Annotated in this window: 19 protein-coding genes; 8 read left to right on the forward strand and 11 right to left on the reverse strand. The window is 52.4% G+C overall.

All coding sequences use genetic code 11. The features are described from left to right. Positions 1-211: 211 nt before the first annotated feature. The 7 genes from hprK to pfkA all read left to right on the forward strand — a co-directional run bounded on the left by hprK (position 212) and on the right by pfkA (position 9,336). Positions 212-1,177, forward strand: a complete 966-nt coding sequence (hprK, locus tag ACQGQ5_RS00750) for an HPr(Ser) kinase/phosphatase (protein ID WP_455734748.1) — start codon at positions 212-214, stop codon at positions 1,175-1,177. Between the two features lie 34 nt (positions 1,178-1,211). Beyond that, positions 1,212-1,952 (forward strand): phosphatase, encoded by a 741-nt coding sequence (locus ACQGQ5_RS00755; protein ID WP_455734749.1) that lies wholly within the window; start codon positions 1,212-1,214, stop codon positions 1,950-1,952. Positions 1,953-2,018: 66 nt separating this feature from the next. Continuing rightward, complete coding sequence (murB, locus tag ACQGQ5_RS00760; RefSeq protein ID WP_455734750.1) at positions 2,019-2,930, forward strand: UDP-N-acetylmuramate dehydrogenase; 912 nt, start codon at positions 2,019-2,021, stop codon at positions 2,928-2,930. 9 nt (positions 2,931-2,939) lie between these two features. Beyond that, a complete protein-coding gene (rapZ, locus tag ACQGQ5_RS00765; RefSeq protein WP_275717116.1) occupies positions 2,940-3,800 on the forward strand; it encodes an RNase adapter RapZ in 861 nt (286 codons plus the stop codon). A gap of 21 nt (positions 3,801-3,821) precedes the next feature. Next, positions 3,822-4,742, forward strand: coding sequence for a DNA-binding protein WhiA (gene whiA, locus ACQGQ5_RS00770; protein ID WP_455734751.1), 921 nt, complete (start codon positions 3,822-3,824; stop codon positions 4,740-4,742). A 24-nt stretch (positions 4,743-4,766) separates the two neighbouring features. Then, positions 4,767-8,264: a DNA polymerase III subunit alpha gene (locus ACQGQ5_RS00775; protein ID WP_455734752.1), complete on the forward strand. Its 3,498-nt coding sequence runs from the start codon at positions 4,767-4,769 to the stop codon at positions 8,262-8,264. A gap of 103 nt (positions 8,265-8,367) precedes the next feature. Further along, on the forward strand, positions 8,368-9,336 hold the full coding sequence (pfkA, locus tag ACQGQ5_RS00780; RefSeq protein WP_455734753.1) for a 6-phosphofructokinase: 969 nt from the start codon (positions 8,368-8,370) through the stop codon (positions 9,334-9,336). A gap of 42 nt (positions 9,337-9,378) precedes the next feature. Here the strand turns inward: pfkA and ACQGQ5_RS00785 are convergent, their stop codons facing one another. From ACQGQ5_RS00785 to ACQGQ5_RS00795, 3 genes are all read right to left on the reverse strand, one after another. Continuing rightward, the gene (locus ACQGQ5_RS00785; protein WP_455734754.1) at positions 9,379-9,687 is read right to left on the reverse strand and encodes a late competence development ComFB family protein; all 309 of its coding nucleotides are present in this window, start codon (positions 9,685-9,687) and stop codon (positions 9,379-9,381) included. A gap of 79 nt (positions 9,688-9,766) precedes the next feature. Next, a complete protein-coding gene (locus ACQGQ5_RS00790; RefSeq protein ID WP_455734755.1) occupies positions 9,767-10,258 on the reverse strand; it encodes an amidase domain-containing protein in 492 nt (163 codons plus the stop codon). 73 nt (positions 10,259-10,331) lie between these two features. Then, entirely contained in the window at positions 10,332-10,721 is a 390-nt protein-coding gene (locus ACQGQ5_RS00795) for a hypothetical protein (RefSeq protein ID WP_455734756.1), read from the reverse strand. A gap of 221 nt (positions 10,722-10,942) precedes the next feature. On the opposite strand from ACQGQ5_RS00795, the gene ACQGQ5_RS00800 reads away from it, so the two are divergent. Further along, on the forward strand, positions 10,943-12,127 hold the full coding sequence (locus ACQGQ5_RS00800) for an HD-GYP domain-containing protein (protein WP_455734757.1): 1,185 nt from the start codon (positions 10,943-10,945) through the stop codon (positions 12,125-12,127). On the opposite strand, the gene ACQGQ5_RS00805 is transcribed toward ACQGQ5_RS00800, so the two are convergent. The 8 genes from ACQGQ5_RS00805 to ACQGQ5_RS00840 all read right to left on the reverse strand — a co-directional run bounded on the left by ACQGQ5_RS00805 (position 12,124) and on the right by ACQGQ5_RS00840 (position 18,138). Then, positions 12,124-13,053 carry a Gfo/Idh/MocA family protein gene (locus ACQGQ5_RS00805; RefSeq protein WP_455734758.1) on the reverse strand — a complete coding sequence of 310 codons (930 nt, stop codon included), beginning with the start codon at positions 13,051-13,053 and terminating at the stop codon, positions 12,124-12,126. The genes ACQGQ5_RS00800 and ACQGQ5_RS00805 overlap by 4 nt on opposite strands. 193 nt (positions 13,054-13,246) lie before the next feature. Further along, on the reverse strand, positions 13,247-13,399 hold the full coding sequence (locus ACQGQ5_RS00810; protein ID WP_455734759.1) for a hypothetical protein: 153 nt from the start codon (positions 13,397-13,399) through the stop codon (positions 13,247-13,249). Positions 13,400-13,580: 181 nt separating this feature from the next. Beyond that, the gene (locus ACQGQ5_RS00815) at positions 13,581-13,793 is read right to left on the reverse strand and encodes a cold-shock protein (protein ID WP_275717135.1); all 213 of its coding nucleotides are present in this window, start codon (positions 13,791-13,793) and stop codon (positions 13,581-13,583) included. Between the two features lie 238 nt (positions 13,794-14,031). Next, entirely contained in the window at positions 14,032-14,175 is a 144-nt protein-coding gene (locus ACQGQ5_RS00820; protein ID WP_455734760.1) for a hypothetical protein, read from the reverse strand. A 73-nt stretch (positions 14,176-14,248) separates the two neighbouring features. Continuing rightward, positions 14,249-14,416 (reverse strand): hypothetical protein, encoded by a 168-nt coding sequence (locus ACQGQ5_RS00825; protein WP_455734761.1) that lies wholly within the window; start codon positions 14,414-14,416, stop codon positions 14,249-14,251. A gap of 645 nt (positions 14,417-15,061) precedes the next feature. Continuing rightward, positions 15,062-16,510 (reverse strand): amino acid permease, encoded by a 1,449-nt coding sequence (locus ACQGQ5_RS00830; protein WP_455734762.1) that lies wholly within the window; start codon positions 16,508-16,510, stop codon positions 15,062-15,064. 174 nt (positions 16,511-16,684) lie between these two features. Continuing rightward, positions 16,685-17,452, reverse strand: coding sequence for a type III pantothenate kinase (locus ACQGQ5_RS00835; RefSeq protein ID WP_455734763.1), 768 nt, complete (start codon positions 17,450-17,452; stop codon positions 16,685-16,687). A gap of 14 nt (positions 17,453-17,466) precedes the next feature. Beyond that, positions 17,467-18,138: an ECF transporter S component gene (locus tag ACQGQ5_RS00840; RefSeq protein WP_455734764.1), complete on the reverse strand. Its 672-nt coding sequence runs from the start codon at positions 18,136-18,138 to the stop codon at positions 17,467-17,469. Positions 18,139-18,155 lie beyond the last annotated feature (17 nt).

Genomic DNA, 18,155 nt, shown 5'->3' on the forward strand with positions numbered 1-18,155 from the left:
ATCCGCTTGATTTATCCCCGGCAACGAAAGGAATCACGCCGTGAAAACGGATAGAAACACCTCCGGCTGCAGGAAACTGCGGGCGGAGGTGTTTTTCCGGAAAGCCGTACGATATTATTTGATTCTTGGCTTTAAACTTTTCGCCGGTTGAGATATAATAAAGATATTATAATATTCTATATCTTATAAAAAGAGGGAAGCAGGTGTTTTTTTGAGCAGCAATTTTACGGTGCCTCTGTCCAAGGTGATCGGCGAGCTGTCGCTGGATACGATTTATATGCCCGGAGACCCTGAAGATATTCTGATTTCTTCCACGGATGTCAACCGTCCGGGACTGGAGCTGAACGGGTTCTATGATTATTACGACACAAGGCGCATTCTTATTTTCGGCAACGCGGAGGCCTCCTTTTTAAGGTCGATTTCCTCCGATAAACGCAGCACGGTCCTGAACGAGATTTTTTCCCAAAAGCCGCCCGCCGCGATTATCGCGCGCAGCATAGAGCCGATGTCAGAACTGCTGGAAGCGGTCAAAGTCCATGAAATACCGCTTTTAACGACGCCGGAGACGACCTCCAGCCTGGTGGCTTCCCTGGTTTCCTTCATGAACGTGGAGCTTGCCCCGCGGATTACGCGCCACGGGGTGCTGGTCGAGGTTTACGGCGAGGGAATCCTCCTGGTCGGCGACAGCGGCGTGGGCAAAAGCGAAACGGCCATCGAACTGATTAAGCGCGGCCATCGCCTCATAGCCGACGACGCGGTGGAAATACGCAAGGTGTCCGCCAAATCGCTGGTCGGACAGGCCCCCGATAACATTCGGCATTTTATTGAGCTTCGCGGCATAGGCATTATTAACGCCCGCCGCATTTTCGGCATGGGCGCCGTCAAACTGACGGAAAAGATCGATATGGTGATCAACCTGGAAATCTGGGACAATAACAAGGTCTACGACCGCATGGGCATCGACAGCGAATACACGGAAATTCTCGGCATCAAGGTGCCCGTGCTGACCATTCCGGTAAAGCCGGGCAGAAATCTCGCGATCATCATCGAAGTCGCCGCTATGAACAACCGCCAGAAAAAGATGGGCTACAACGCGGCGCAGGAGCTGATGCAGAACCTCGGCATGGATATTTCCGTGCTGCAGGAATCGGAAAAAAAGCTGGATCTGGATTTATAAGACGGGAATCAGGGAATAGAAGCTGGGAGTAAACATGAATATTATCGCAGATACCCATACGCATACGCTCGCGTCCACACACGCCTACAGCACCTTGCAGGAAATGGTGCACGCGGCGTTTTTAAAGAAGCTTTATGCCATCGCCATTACCGACCACGGCGTCACGATGCCGGGCGCGCCGGGCCGCTGGTACTTTCACAATTTAGGGATCGTTCCCCATCTTCTGGAAGGGGTGCTCGTCCTGCGCGGGCAGGAGACCAATATCATTGATTTTGACGGCAATACCGATCTTGAAAAGGACTGCATCTCTACGATGGACTGGGTGGTTGCCTCTATTCACGCGGAAGCGATTCCGAAGGAAAGACCGACGGTCGAGGAAGTTACCAATGCGTGGATGAATATTGCGAAAAATCCGCATATTCGTGTGATCGGGCACAGCGGTACGCAAAAATACCGGTACGACTACGAGTCGGTAATTCCGGAATTCGGACGGCGTGGAAAGCTGGTGGAGCTGAACGAAAGCAGCTTTACCGGAAGGGAGTCGTCCATCCCCAACTGCAAAAAAATCATGGAGATCTGCAAAAAGCGCGGTGTGCCGGTGATTGTCAACACGGATTCCCATTTTTCCAGCCTGGTGGGCTGTTTTGACCGGTCGCTGGCGCTGCTGAAGGAACTGGATTTCCCCGAGGAGCTTGTGGTGAATTCCAGCGTGGAGCGTTTTCAGGCATATCTCAAAGAATATACGAATGTTTTTAGCGACCCTTTATTACAATAAAAAGTAGTCCGATTGTCGGATTGCCGTAAAAATCCGATCGACATTGTCGGAACAGCGGAGGAAACGATGAATCATTTAGAACAGCTTGCCCTGACGGCGGAAGACCTGGGCTGTAAAGTCAGCCGTAAGGAGCCTATGAGCCGGCACACCACCTTTAAAATCGGAGGACCGGCGGATTTGTTTATTACCGTGTCCTCGCGTGCGGAGATCCAGAAGCTGTACCGCGCAGCGGCCGAACTAAAAGTACCCCTGATGCCGATCGGCAACGGTTCCAACATGCTTGTGAGCGACAACGGGATACGGGGCGCGGTTGTCGCGCTGGACGGCGAGTTCCGCGAAATCAGACAGAACCCGGACGGTACGGTTTCCTGCGGCGCGGGCGCGTCTCTGGCGGGGGTCTGTGTTTTCGCCAGGGAGCATTCCCTGACCGGCCTTGAGTTCGCGTGGGGAATTCCCGGAGCGGCGGGCGGAGCCGCGTTTATGAACGCGGGAGCCTACAATCAGGAAATGAAGAGCGTGCTTCTTTCCTGCACGCATGTTACAAAGGAAGGGAAAATCGGCACGCTGTCCGGCGAAGCGCTGCAGCTGGGCTACCGCCGCAGCGCCTATACCGACAACGGCTACACTATTCTGGAGCTCAGGCTCGATCTGAAGCCGGGGGATCAGGATGAAATTTCGGCGGAAATGGACGATCTTTACAGCCGCAGAAAATCAAAGCAGCCGCTGGAGCTGCCGAGCGCGGGAAGCGTGTTTAAACGGCCGGAGGGCCGCTTTGCCGGCACCCTGATCGAGGCCTGCGGCCTGAAAGGCAGAACGGTGGGGGGCGCGATGGTCAGCCCCAAGCACGCGGGCTTTATTGTCAACACCGGCGGCGCGACCTGCCGGGATGTGACGGAACTGATAAAAATCATTCAGGATACGGTTTATCAGCAGACGAAGGTGTCTCTGGAATGCGAAGTGAAAACGATTGGCGGTTAGGGAGGAAATATGGAGTTTTTAATTATTACGGGCCTTTCGGGCGCGGGGAAATCCCGCGCCATTGACGCGTTGGAGGATATCGGCTTTTACTGCATCGATAATATCCCTCCCAAGCTGATCATCGCTTTTTATGAAATGTCCAAACAGGCGAAGGGCACTCTCTCCCGGGTGGCGGTCGTCACCGATATCCGAGGGGGGGACATGTTTTCCAGCCTGTTTGAAACGCTGGACCAGATGAAAAGCGAGAATAAGGAATATAAAATCCTGTTTTTGGACGCGAACGATTCCGTGCTGATGAACCGTTTTAAGGAAACCCGCCGCAAGCATCCGCTGGTGGAAAACTGTCTCGGCTCGCTGGAACAGGCCGTAAAGCTGGAACGGGATGTTTTAAAGCCGGTCCGCGAATGCGCGGACTATATCATCGATACCTCGTATCTTTCTCCCGCGCAATTGAAAGAACGCATTTCCAGCCTGTTCCTGGGCGATTCCTCCGACGCGCTGATGATCCACTGCGTTTCCTTTGGTTTCAAGTACGGGATTCCCGCCGAGTCGGATCTGGTGTTTGACGTGCGCTGTCTGCCAAACCCTTACTATGTTGAGGATTTGCGCAACCTGACCGGGCTTGACGAGCCGGTGCGCAGCTATGTGATGAAATGGGAGCAGACGCAGGGCTTTATCGAACGCTTCCTGAATCTGATCGATTACATGATCCCGCTCTACTGCAACGAGGGGAAAAGCCAGCTCGTGATTGCGATCGGCTGCACCGGCGGGCATCATCGCTCCGTTGCCCTGGCCCAGCTTCTGTACAACCATCTGCTGGAACAGAACAGGAGGACAAGCGTCAACCACCGCGATATCCAAAAGCAATAACAGAATCGGGAGCGTGCAAAAATGTCATTTGCGTCTGAAACAAAAACCGAACTTTGTCAGGCGATGCCGCGAAAATCCTGCTGCCGGAAAGCGGAATGCTACGGCATGCTTTTATTCGGCCGCAGCTTTTCTCAAAATGCCGTTTCCCTGACGATTGAAAACACCGCCGCCGCTCACAGGGCCGCGCAGCTTACCGCGGAAACCGCCGGGGTGGTCGTGGATATTTCCACCTCCCTTTTGCGCCGGAAGGAGCGCAAAAGCGCTTTTACCGTTGCCGTATCCGGCGGCGGACAAAGGGAAGAGGTGCTTTCCTGTTTCGGGCACACGGGAAAAGAAATCCATCTTCGGATCAACCGTGCCAATATGGAAAACGATTGCTGCGCCTGCGCGTTTCTGCGGGGCGTTTTTCTTTCCTGCGGCACCGTGTCCGACCCCAGCAAGGATTATCATCTGGAATTCGTGGTGCCGTTTATGAACCTTGCCAGGGATTTATGCGCCTTTATCAGCGAAATCTATGAGCTCGACCTGCAGCCGGGTCTGCTGAACCGGAAGGGTTCGTACGTAGTCTATATCAAGGGGAGCGAGCATGTCGCGGATTTCCTGACCTTTATGGGCGCCGGAAAGGCCGCCATGAGCCTGATGCAGGTCAAAATGCTGAAAGAGGTCCGCAACAACGTCAACCGGAAAACCAATTTTGAGACGGCGAATATTGACAAGACGGCGTCCGCCGCGGCGGAACAGATTGTCGCAATCGAAAAGATCATCCGTTCGGCCGGGGGATTGTCCGCGCTGCCGGAGGAACTGCGGGAGCTTGCCGTGCTGCGCTGCCGGTATCCCGAAATGTCGCTCCGCGAGCTCGGCGCGACGCTCTCCGAACCGCTCAGCCGGTCCGGAGTGAACCACCGTCTGCAGCGCATTATGGAGTTTGCGAGAGTATTATAAAGAACTGACAGGAGGGTACCGCACATGTTTGTTCATCTGCATCTGCACACCGAGTACAGCCTGCTGGACGGCGCGTGCCGTATCACAGAGCTGCTGAATACCGCCGCCGAGCGGGGAGACGCCGCCGTAGCGATTACCGACCACGGGGTCATGTACGGCGCGGTCGATTTTTATAAGGAAGCCAAAAAGCGCGGCATCAAGCCGATCATCGGGTGCGAGGTCTACGTCGCCCAGCGCACGCGCTTTGACAAGGTGCACGAGCTGGACTCGGAGCACCGGCATCTGGTCCTTCTCTGTGAAAACAACACCGGCTACCAGAATCTGATCGCCATGGTATCGAAGTCATGGACGGAGGGCTTTTACAGCAAGCCGCGTGTGGATTTCGACCTCTTACGGGAGCACCATGAAGGGCTCATTGCCCTTTCCGCCTGTCTTGCGGGAGAAATCCCGCGCGCCCTGACCGCGGGCGACTACAACGGAGCAAAGGAAGCCGCTCTGCGCTACCGCGATATTTTTGGGGAGGACCATTTCTATCTGGAGCTGCAGGATCACGGTTTGCGGGAGCAAAAGCGCATCAATCCGTCCATCATAAAGCTTTCGGAGGAAACGGGAATCCCGCTTATTGTGACCAACGACTGCCATTACATCAGTCAGGAAGACAATAAAATGCATCATATCCTCCTTTGTATCCAGACCAACCACACGGTTGAGGATAAGGACGGTATGGAATTCGGCAGCGACCAGTTCTATTACAAGAGCGAAGAGGAAATGCGCGCCCTGTTCCCGGGTCATCCGGAGGCCGCGGACAATACGGTCCGTATCGCAGAGCGGTGCAATGTGGAGTTTGAATTCGGCAAAACCAAGCTGCCGCATTTTGATACGCCGAACGGACAGGAGAACACGGCGTTTTTCCGTGACAAATGCTACGAGGGCCTTTACAGGCATTACGGAGAAAACCCCGCAAGCGAGCTGGTCGAGCGGCTGGAATATGAATTAAATACCATTGAGCATATGGGATACGTCAATTATTACCTGATCGTCTACGATTTTGTACGCTATGCGAAGGAAGCCGATATCCCGGTGGGGCCCGGAAGAGGCTCCGGCGCGGGCAGTCTTGCGGCGTATTGTATCGGGATTACGGGAATCGATCCCATTCGGTACAACCTGTTGTTTGAGCGCTTTCTCAACCCCGAGCGCGTCAGTATGCCGGACTTTGACATCGACTTTTCCGACGAACGCCGTCAGGAAATGATCGAGTACGTCGTGCGGAAATACGGCGCTGACCATGTTGCCCAGATCGTCACCTTCGGCACCATGGCGGCGCGGGGTTCCATTCGCGATGTGGGCCGCGCCTTGGCGGTTCCCTACGCGACGGTGGACGGAGTTGCGAAGCTGGTGCCGATGGAACCGAACATCACGCTGGAAAAGGCGCTCAAAGTTTCCGCCGATTTAAGGCAGCGCTACGACACCGACCCCCAGATTCACGAGCTGATCGATATGGCGAGAAAGCTGGAGGGAATGCCGCGCAACGCTTCCACCCACGCCGCGGGCGTCGTCATTACGGACAGGCCGGTCGCGGAGTATGTGCCGCTTGCCAAAAACAATGATTCCGTAGTCACGCAGTATACCATGACTACACTGGAAGAGCTCGGCCTGCTGAAAATGGACTTTCTCGGCCTGCGCAACCTCTCCGTCATCCGCGACGCGCAGGACATGATCGCCGCGCAGCGGCCGGGTTTTCAGATTGAGGACATTCCTCTTGACGATAAAAAAGTGTACGCCATGCTTTCCAGCGGCGCGACCGACGGCGTGTTCCAGTTTGAATCCGCCGGGATGCGCAGCGTCATCATGCAGCTGAGGCCGGAATACATCGAAGACCTCATCGCGGTTATTTCTCTGTACCGTCCGGGGCCGATGGAATCCATTCCGCGCTATGTCGAAAACCGCCATCATCCGGAAAAGGTTTCTTACCGCCATCCGCTGCTAAAGGATATTCTGGACGTTACCTACGGCTGTATTGTCTATCAGGAACAGGTAATGCAGATTTTCCGTACGCTGGCGGGCTATTCGCTGGGGCGCGCGGATATCGTGCGCCGTGCGATGAGCAAGAAAAAAGCCGCCGTGATGGAGAGGGAACGGGAAATCTTCCTCTATGGGCTGACCAACGAAAAGGGAGAGGTTGAAGTGGACGGCTGCATCCGCCGGGGTGTGGACGAGCCGACGGCAAAAGCCATCTACGGCGAAATGGAAAGCTTCGCGTCCTACGCCTTCAACAAATCCCACGCCGCGGCCTACGCGTTGCTGAGCTATCAGACCGCCTGGCTCAAATGCTTCTATCCGCGCGAATATATGGCGGCGCTGATGACCAGTGTGCTGGACAACAACAATAAGCTGGCGGCTTACATAGCCGAGTGTATGCGCCTGGGCATCCGCGTGCTGCCGCCCAACGTCAACCAGAGCGGCGTCGGCTTCACCGTTGCGGGGAAAGACATCCGCTTCGGCCTGCTCGCCGTGAAAAATCTGGGCCGGGGATTCATTGTCAGCATCCTGCGCGACCGGAAGGAAAACGGGCAGTATACCACGTTCTACGGCTTCTGCAAGCGTATGTACGGCGAACTGAACCGGCGCGCACTGGAAAGTCTGATCAAATGCGGGGCGCTGGACGGGCTTGGCGTCAACCGCAGGCAGATGCTGACCAGTGTCGGCAATATCATGGATTATCTCGACGACGACAAGCGCCGCAATGTGGACGGCCAGATGGGCTTTTTCGACACTCCCGCCCAGACGGCCGACGACGAGGAGTATTCCATAGCGGAAATGCCCGATTTCAGCGCCGGCGACAAGCTTTCCATGGAAAAAGAAGTGACCGGCATGTATCTTTCCGGTCATCCCATGGCAGAATATATCAATCAGTATGACGCGGTCCACGCAAGCCGCACCGGCGATATCCTTGACGACGCAAGGGAGGACGGAGGGCGCTTTCACGACGGCGATACGGTGACTCTCCTCGGGATTATTGCCGGCGTAAAAATGAAAGTGACCAAGAGTAATACCACGATGGCGTTTGTGACATTGGAAGACATGTTCGGCTCTATGGAGGTTCTGGTTTTTCCGAAAATCCTCGCCCAGTATGCCGAGTGGATCACGGAAGGGAAAATCGTGAAGATGTTCGGCAGAATCAGTATGCGCGAAGACGAAGAGGCCAAGCTGGTCTGTGAATCGGTCGGTCCCGCTCCCTCCCTTCACGGGGGTTGTGAAAAAAGTGCGGGGGCCGCAAAGCCCGCGCATCCGGGACTTTACATCAAAGTGCCGGAGGAGCAGTCGGAGCTTTATGACCGGGCCAAAAAATATCTTGCCATTTTTGACGGCAGGACGCCGCTTTATATTTACTTTGTCAATACCAAAAAGCTGGTGCGGGCTCCCTTTTCCATGTATGTCAGCGTCAACGATATTTTGGTGCGGGAATTAAAAAACCTGCTCGGAGAAAAAAATGTGGCGGTTGTAAAGGAAATACAACAATAATCCATATAGCAGATACTTTTGTCCATATTCACCGGTTGATTCTTCTTCGCCTGATATACTATAATTTAGATATGGCAAAGCAACGAATTTAGGGGGTAACATCATGAATACAAAAACGATTGCAGTTCTGACCAGCGGGGGAGATGCGCCGGGAATGAACGCAGCCGTCCGGGCGGTAGCAAGGACCGGTATTTCTTATGGAATGAGAGTCATGGGTGTACGCAGAGGCTTCCATGGCCTTTTGAACCGCGACGTCTTTGAAATGAATCTGCGCAGTGTTTCCGATATTATCCATCACGGCGGTACGGCCTTGTTTACGGCCCGCAGCCCGGAATTCAATACTCCGGACGGCGTAAAAAAGGCGGCCGGTAATTGCCGCGACATGGGGATCGAGGGTATCGTGGTCATTGGCGGGGACGGTTCTTTCCGCGGCGCGCGCGACCTTACCAAGGAGGGAATTCCCTGTGTAGGCGTGCCGGGTACGATCGACAACGACATTGCCGCCAGTGAATATACCATTGGCTTTGACACCGCCATGAACACGGCCGTGGAGATGGTTGACCGGCTGCGCGATACGACCGAGTCGCATGACCGCTGCAGTGTTGTGGAGGTAATGGGAAGGAAATGCGGCGATCTGGCGCTCCAGACCGGTATTGCGGTCGGTGCAACGACCATCCTTGTTCCGGAAATCCCGTTCGATTTTCAGACGGACATCATCAACCGTATGATGTTTACCCAGAAAACGGGTAAAAAGCATTTTATCATTGTGGTGGCCGAGGGCGTCGGCGGGGTGGACAAGCTGGCAAAGGACATTGAGGAAAAGACGGGGATCGAAACTAGGGCTACGGTGCTTGGCCATGTACAGCGCGGCGGTTCGCCCACGCTCCGTGACCGTGTGGCCGGCAGCGTGATGGGATTCCATGCGGCGGATCTTCTGTACAAAGGCCGGGGCAACAGGATCGTTGTGATGCAGAAGGGCAAGGTCGTTGATTTGGATATCACGGAAGCGCTTGAGATGGAGCGCGTTTTTGACAAGAACCTGTACGACATAGCGCTTAAGATTTCGATCTGATTCAAAAATAAAAGGAGTTCCGCCAGAAAAACGGAACTCCTTTTATTTTTGCGTATCGTTTTCAGAAGAAATTTCAGCGGAAAGAGTATGATGAGGATTTTTCGAAATAACCTTTGCTGCCTGAAACAATGCGTTGAGCAAATCCGTTTCATACTGTATGGACAGCGTGTCCAGCTTGGAATAAACCTCACCTTCATAGGTGGCGACATATTTGGGCGGAAGTCTGTTCAATGCGTAAGAAGCGATGTCCATCCGGCACTTTTCGCATTTACAGCAATCCAGCTTATCGATTACCTCGTCCATTTTGGTCAAAAGCAGGGATTCCATCAGATTTTTCAGCTTTACTTCCATACCAGCTCTGCCTTTCCTTCAAATTACCCGTTCACGGCTATTTCATTCTAACATTGTTGGAAGTATTTGTAAATGCTTTTCATTGATATTTCCTTACGCCTTTGATATGTAAGTAGCGGATGGTACTGTAAAAATAGCTGCTCAGCGGCCGCATGTACGCGTCGTACGTATGGGCGGCGATGAAAATGTCCTGCTCAGTGATGCCCACAACCACGGGAGAATGGTAAAAGTGGTTTTCGGCGTTGCCGAGCTGGACAATGTCCCCGACCTCCAGGGAACTTACGTCGACCTGCTCCGCATAAGGCCCCGCTTCCTTATTTGTGGTAAGGAAATTAAAAAGATATTGGACGCCGCTCCACGAGGGGGTACGGTCATTTCCGCTTTTGTAATACCAGCCGAAAACGGGGGTATGATTCATCACCCTGCTTCCGGCATAAATGCACTGCGAGGCAAAATTAGTACAGTCACCGCCCATTTTATCGAAATTCAGAAAAGCGCGGTTCCTCAAAAGAGCCCACGTTTTGGCGTATTCGGCCGCCTGTTCCCGGTTATACGGTATCTCGGCCAGCATAAGGATGCACCTCTTTCCATTTAGGATTCTTATCAAATTTTATGATGCATCCGCCCATGGCATGACAAAACGTTCAGCTTTTTCCGCGATACCGGATTTTATGATAAAAATAGGAGAGAAACTGCAGTACGGTGCCGGCGCAAAGCCCGATGGCCATCCAGGTGAACAGGGACAAAAGTCCGGCCAGGTCCTCCCAGCCGCTTCTGCTCCCCAGAAATGTCCGGAACATATCAAGGTATCCCGCAAAAAGTCCCAGGACGAAGACTGAGCACATGATTTTCAGCTGCAGCAGATACAAAGCGGAGGCGACGGCGCCGAAAACCAGGGAAAGAACGGCGTATACGGCAATATTCTGCGGTGTGACCGGATTCCCCAGCAGATATTTTATCCCGAGACAAAGCAGTGTAAAGGACAGAATAGCCACAGTGAAAAAAATAAACCAGAAATTTTTTTTATTTTTCATGCAAATCCTCCTGGCCGAACAGATAAACAGGATATTTCTGTCAGGAATATGCCCGCCTTTTCGCTTGCTTAGACGCGGGGGCGGGGAGGTTTGTGCAGCATGGCAATTTTTCAGATCTGGAATCTGTAAATTTTGTTGTATGGTCACAAAAAGTCTTTTCTTGAATTATAATCAAATAAATGTTATAATTTACCAAACTGCAAAACATGGAGATTGTAATCATGGATTTTAATGTAAATGAATTATTGAATTCCCTTTCCTATACGCTTGACTTCGTAGAAAAGGATTTAATCAGCGATGTTACCAATCACGGCAGAAGGGTTGCCTATATTGCCGCAAGGATCGGGCAGAAAATCAATTTATCCAATACGGAATTGTTCGACCTGATTTCCTATTCGCTTCTGCACGATAACGGAGTGACCAAAGCGCTGATCCAGGAAAATTACAAAAAAGCGGAGCTCAACAGGATGCACTGTGTGGAAGGGGAAAAAAACATTGATTTTTTCCCTTTCTTTCATAAAATACCGAATGTTATTCTCTATCACCACGAGCATTACGACGGCAGCGGATTTTTCGGCGTTACCGGCAGGGAAATCCCGATGTTTTCAAGGATTATCGCTCTGGCCGATTCTGTCGCCATCTGTTTTTCCGAAGGAAGGAAGCCCGCCGATATTGAAGCCGGGGTTAAAAAATCCCCGATTTTCGACCCGGATTTTATCGATGTTTTTCTGGAGCTGAGCAGAAATGTTGAATTCTGGCTGAATATGGACGACAACTTCGTATTCCAGGCGCTGCGCGTCGTTACCCCCACCGTCCACAGGGAGTTCAGCTATCAGGAAATGCGCACGATTTCCAGAATATTCAGCAATATTATTGACGCGAAGTCGCCGTTTACCGGCTCCCACTCACGCGGGATCAGCGAGAAAACCGGGATCCTGTGCGATTATTATGAATTCGGCAGAGAGACCTACTGGAAAATGCGGATTGCCGCCGATCTGCACGATTTGGGAAAACTGATGATACCCAATGAAATTCTGGACAAACCCGGTACTCTGAACGCGGATGAGATTGCGGTTATACAATCCCATCCGTTTTATACCCGCAAAACGCTGGAAGAAATCACAGGATTTGAAGAGATCGCCGACTGGGCGGCCAATCATCATGAAAAGCTGAACGGGAAGGGGTACCCGTATGGATTTGACGGGAACAGGCTTGACTTCAATTCCCGGCTCCTGTGCTGTGTGGATATCTATCAGGCCCTGACGGAGGACAGACCGTACCGTCCGGCTATGCCGCACGGCAGGGCGATTGTGCTGATGCGGAACATGTCGGAGCACGGCCTGATTGACGCTTCCATCGCAGAGGATATCGATTCCATTTTTGGATCGGCCTGCGCGACCGCTTAAGCCCTCCCGACGTGCGTCATCGTATCCAGAAGCCTTTGGGTTTTCAATGCTTCCTCGCCGTTTACCAGCGGCTGGGTATTTCCTTCAATGGAATTGATAAAATGGAGAATGGCCCCTTCAAAGCCCTTGCGTTTTAGAACGGTTTCCCAGGCCGGCGGAGTTTCCGTTTCCGTTTTCCCCCCGGCTTCGGTTTCAAAAGTATCCATATCCCTGACCCGCACGAGCGCCCCTTCGGTGAGAACCTCGATTCTTTCCAGATCGGTACCGGCTTTCCGATGCATATCCAGAAAGACGGCACAGCCGTTTTCCGCTTTATATTGGTGCTGGGCGAAAATCAGTTCCTGATTTTCATTCACCCTGACGGAACCGCCGATCTGACCGCCGTCCTCAGGCTCGGCGAACCAGCGGGCGGTGTCTGCCAGATGAATATAGTCGTCCAGCATCGTGGTTTTATAATTTTCGGGCCGGATGGAGTCCGCCCGGTGCTTTTCCAGCCGAATCAGCGCCGTTCCGGCGCCCGTCAGGTTTTTTGCCCGGACATACATCGGCGCAAATCTGCGGTTGAACCCAACCATCAGCTTTCTGCCGTATCGCAGGCTGAGCTCCGCGAGCTGTTCCGCTTCGTCGGAGGTGGCCGCAAGCGGTTTGTCTACATACACGTCCCTGCCGTGCTGCAAAGCCTCTGAAACGATTTCATAGTGGGACTGTGTCGACGAGGACACGAATACGGCGTCCGTTTCCCTCAGTAAATCCGTCAGACTGGGAAACGCTTTGATCCGGTACATACCGCACAGCCGGTTCCTTTTCCATTCCGTGGGGCTGTATCCCCCGGCCAAAGTCCAGTTTTGTTCCGCGGAAAGAAACGGGAGATAAACCTTCTGCGCTATATTTCCAAGTCCGATCATTCCAATACGAAGTTTTGACATGGCGGCGGCCTCCTGATCTTTGTTTTTTTCATTCTATCACGGTGCAAAAACGATATCAATGACGCGTTCAGGCATCAACGGCAATCTGCAGACAGAAAAAGACCTCCGGCTTCCTGAAAACAGGCGCGGCTTTTTAAGCCGCATCCGGTTCAACCAAGCGGAGGCAGTTATTGGGAACGGACGTGCCGTCCATTCAATCCATACTATCGATTTCTTCCTGGAGTTCGTCCATGAAAACTTCAATCTTATCCATGCGTGTATGGTCCTTCTGTTTTTCGGCCTGCTGATAGCAAACCTTGTATACCACTAACTTGCTTTTCAGCATTGCTTTTTTCTTCGTATTCAATAGAGCACCTCCTGAGTGTATTTCTTTTATTATAACATAGAAATATAAATCCATAGTGTGATTGAAGAAAGAGAAATATTGACAAAAAAGTACGCCGTAAACGGCGTACTTCAGCAATCGGCATTCTTAAATCTTTGCATGGAAAAGCATTCGCTACAGTAAACCGGACGGAAAGGAAATGTTATTGTACAACAGTAACATTGGCAGCTTTCAGTTTCCCGTTGCGGGGATCCGTCTCGGTGTCAAAAGTAACCTTCTGGCCTTCCGTTAAAGATTTATATCCCTGACCGGTAATCGCGGAAAAATGGACAAACACATCGTCCCCGCCGTCGTCGTTGGAAATAAACCCAAATCCTTTATCCTGGTTAAACCATTTTACTGTACCTTTATTCATAAAAAGCACCTCCAAATATATTATATCCGCATGTAAAATAAAAAACCGCACATTTATGTAAATCATTAAACGGTCAATGACTTACATAAATATGCGAGTTCCATTGGTACATTTAGAATACCTGTATATTATAGCACAAAAATAGCAGAAGTCAAGCGCAGCCAACGATTATTTAAAAATTTTAATATATTTCTATTCCTGCGGCTCCTGCGGCCTCTGAAAAAACGGCGGCAGAGGGTTACCCCTCTGCGACAATGGAGTCCAAACACTTGATCAAATCCTGAATGGAATCGATTCTGACATCCCTTTTCATAATTTCTTCTTTCAGATCCTTTGACAGGGAGTCGAACTTGCTTTTCATCGCGGGCCCTATATCAGCCATATTATCACCTCGCGAGTAGGGTTCCCTTTCCGCTGTAAAAAATACAGCCGTCCCGGGTTCCGGGACGGCTTTTTCAGTTTGGCTGGTTCCGATCGCTCCGAAGAAAATCCTGATAAGAACTCTCTTCGTCACTGTCGTCTTTTTCTGCTTCTTTCTCGTTATACTCCATAAAATCATAGTCGCCGGCTTGAAACGGATCGTTTTTGTCGTTTTTGTTCCAGCCGCAATACGGAATATTCATAAAAATCAATCACCTCAGGATTAATTTTTACGAAACCGCTTGATTTATGAATGGAAATTTATTTTGAACGCGGTGTGTTGCCTCCGCTTTGCTTTTTAATGTCCCTGCTGATGTCCCGGCCCCGGCCTGCCGGGCGGATGGGGCGGTCCCGGGGGACGAGGCGGTCCCGGCGGATGGGGCGGCCTTGGCGGACGCCTTCTGGGCTGGAACCACCACCAGAAGGGGAAGAATCCTCTTGCCATACTGATTACACCTCCTTACTCTCTATAATATGCAGCAGACAGAGTTAAGAAGGTTCCAACGTAAAATAAAAAGCGGCTCATACCGTATCGCCGGTGTGAGCCGCCTGCACCGCCTGTTTTCAGACGGACAGAAAGAGGGAAATGAAAAAGAATATATGTGAATCCCCATAGGGGAACCTGCTGTTAGTCTGCCTGCCTGTCGGTTCGGTATTCCGTCTGTGCCGACAGGCGTGCGGCAGTAATCATAATATCTTTATACAAAGGAAGAGCAAAAACCTTTTCGGAACAATAAAAAGTATACCGTTCGCTTATGTCTGTGCGGTGAAGCAGGTTTTAAAATTCTGAGAAATTAATGTTAACAAATTAGAAACAGGGAAATAGTGGTTCCGAATAAAAAACCGGCTTATTTCCGGTTGCTGTCGTTGTTTTTCGTGTTCTGCGGGGTAAGCTCTTCGGAGAATTCCGCCGAACGATTTTCCTGAAAATCCTTTTTAACCGCGCTTTTGCGGGAAAGCTCCGGATGCTTTGAAAGAGAATACAGCCTGACCGCGACGTAGCACAGCGAATAAAAAATGACCATAAAAATTCCCGCCATCAGCCCGGACGCCTGTCCGGGAACGAAGGGCATACTGACCATGATCACGATCAGGGCGAGCAGGACAAGCAGGGAGGTGTAGGGATACCCTTTCACCTGGCATTTCCCGTTCGGCGGACAGCCGTGCTGTTTGCGGAAACGGATGTGGGTAGCCATGATGAGCGTATAGGTGAAGAGCAGGGCAAAGCCGCCGGAGCTGATCAGAAACAGGTAAACTCTCGGAAACAGCAGGCCGAACCCCAGCCCCACCAGCATGGAAAAACCTGAAAACAGGATTCCGCGGCGGGGGACATCGTTCTCATCCTTCAGCCATACGGGGGCAAGACCCTCCTCCGCGAGCGAACGCATCATCCGCCCAAGGCCGAACATGGCCGCCAGCATGGTGGACAGGATGGCAGTCACCAGCACCAGGTTCATGGCGGTACCGGCCCATCCGATCCCGCTTCTGTTCAGGGCGGCGACCAGGGGGCTTGTCTCCTCGTTAATATCGGCGGTCGGAATCAGGGGGAGAAGCACGGCGACGGAAAGAATATAAAATCCGACCAGGCAGAGCACCGTATTATTGATTGCTTTCGGAACGGTTTCCTGCGGATTGTCCGCTTCCGAAGAAGCGAGACCGATCATCTCAAAACCCGCATAGGCAAACATCACGATCAGCATGCTTCCGGCGATCCCTTTGATTCCTCCCGGCATCAGAGGCTCCTTCCTAAGCGCTCCCGCACCGACTGCCGGGCTTCCGGGGAAGAGTCCGGCGATCAGCAGGGCGGCGATCACCACAAAGGAAACGATCGCCAGCAGCTTGACCGCCGCCAGCCCGCTTTCCAGCCTGCTGAGTTTATCCGCCCCCAGCAGATTCAGGGAGGTCACAATGATGATGATCAGGCTTCCGAACAGCGGGATGGAAAGATTCGGTACCCATTCCCTGACAAGGATGGACACGGCGGTGGCCTCGCTGGACATGGCGAGAATCATTCCCGTCCAGTATACCCAACCCACGACAAACCCGGCGCCCTGTCCGTACGCCTGGGCCGCAAAGGTGCGGAAGGAGCCCGCGTCGGGATTGGCGACGGTCATTTCGGACAGTGCGAACAGGATAAAATAAACCAGAACCCCGGCTAAAATGTAAGACAGTAAAATCGACGGGCCCGCGGCGTGAATCGCCACCGACGAGCCAAGAAAGAAGGAACCCCCTATGACCGTTCCCAGCGCCATCATGGTAAGCTGCCACGCGGACAGTCCCTTTTCTTTTTTCTTCATAATCCCAGCTCCGTACATACAGTCTCTCTGTTGTTTCGCAACAAAGATAGTATGTCCGGATTTTTCCCGAATCAGGCTTGTCAGCTTTTTCCTCGGCGGACGATGAACTTTCTGTCCATACAGCGGAATGAAAAGAAAGGGGGCTGAAATCCGATGGATCTCAGCCCCTGAAGGTTATTTGATATTTTTTTTGTAAATGATGTACAGACCCTTTAAAGTCAGGTCGTTGTCCCAGATGATCTTGCGCCTGCAGTAGGGAACAATATGGTGCGCAAGCCCGCCCGTAGCCACGGCGGTCACGTGCTGATGCAATTCTTCCTCGATGCGGTCGATCACCCCGTCCAGCATGGCGGCATTTCCGAAGATAGCGCCGCTTTTCATGCAGTCCACCGTGTTTGTTCCCGTGATTTTTTTCGGCGCCTCTAAACTGATATGCGGAAGCTGCGCGGTTTCTCTGGAAAGCGCTTCCATGGCGACGCGTACGCCGGGCATAATCATGCCGCCGATGTAGTTCCCGCGCGTGTCTAAAACAGAGAGCGTCGTGGCGGTGCCCATATCGAAAATAACGGCGGGCTTCGGATACCCGGCGTAGGCGGCCACCGCGTCCACCACAAGGTCGCTGCCGAGCTGGGCCGGATTGTCGATCAGAATATTCAGCCCGGTCTTTACGCCGGAGCCGACAACCAGAGAGACTTTCCCCGTCAATTTTTCAATCGCGTCCTGTAAAACCACGGAAAGCTCCGGGACGACCGAGGAAATGATCCCGCCCTCTACTTTTGAGAAGGGGCAGCGGTTTACCATAAAAAGGCTCTGCAGCAGAATCGCGTATTCATCGCTTGTCTTCGCACGGTCCGTGGCGAAGCGGGCGGTAAAGTGGATTTTATCGTCGTCCATACAGCCCAGGACGGTATTCGTATTCCCAACGTCAACGGCGAGAATCATAAAAAATCACCTGCTTATTTTCTGTTCGGAAGATTTTGAGTTCCGGCATATTCTTTTTTCCGCAGCTTCAGCAGCGGCTTGCATACCGCGACGGTAATCAGGGCGGCCACAAGAGCCTCCGGAACGCCGTTTGTTCCGACGATGCCGAGCACGACGCCGATCACCGCACTGACCGGAATGGATTTGGCGGTCGCGTAGGCTTCTTTAAACAGAAAATAAATCAGGCTCATTACCAGCGCGGTGTTGGTGAGAGCCCCTGAAATTCCGCCAAGCGTAAGGGAAAGATATTCTCCCCTCGAGCTGTTCTTTGAAAGCTTCTGCGCAAACCGATACACATAATACGGCACAACGCCCACCAGGATGCGGGGAATGAAGCAGATCACGAGGGCCAGAGGGCTGCCGTGCGCGGTTCCCGGGACGGGAATGAAGGGACAGAACGCGAAAGAGAGCACGGACGGAGTCATGTAGTTGCTGAGCAGGCTCGTCAGGCCAAAAATACCGCCCAGAATCGCTCCGCGTTTCGGTCCCAGCACAATCGAGCCGATAATGACCGGGACGTGGATGATGGTGGCTTTGATAATCACCAGATTGATAAAACCAATCGGTGTGAAAGCCAGCACGAGAATGATGGCGGCGAACAGCGCCGTCAGGACAAAGTCCCCATACTTTGCGGATTGTTTATTCACTTTTATTACCTCCTGCT

This window comes from Caproiciproducens sp., from assembly GCF_053840905.1.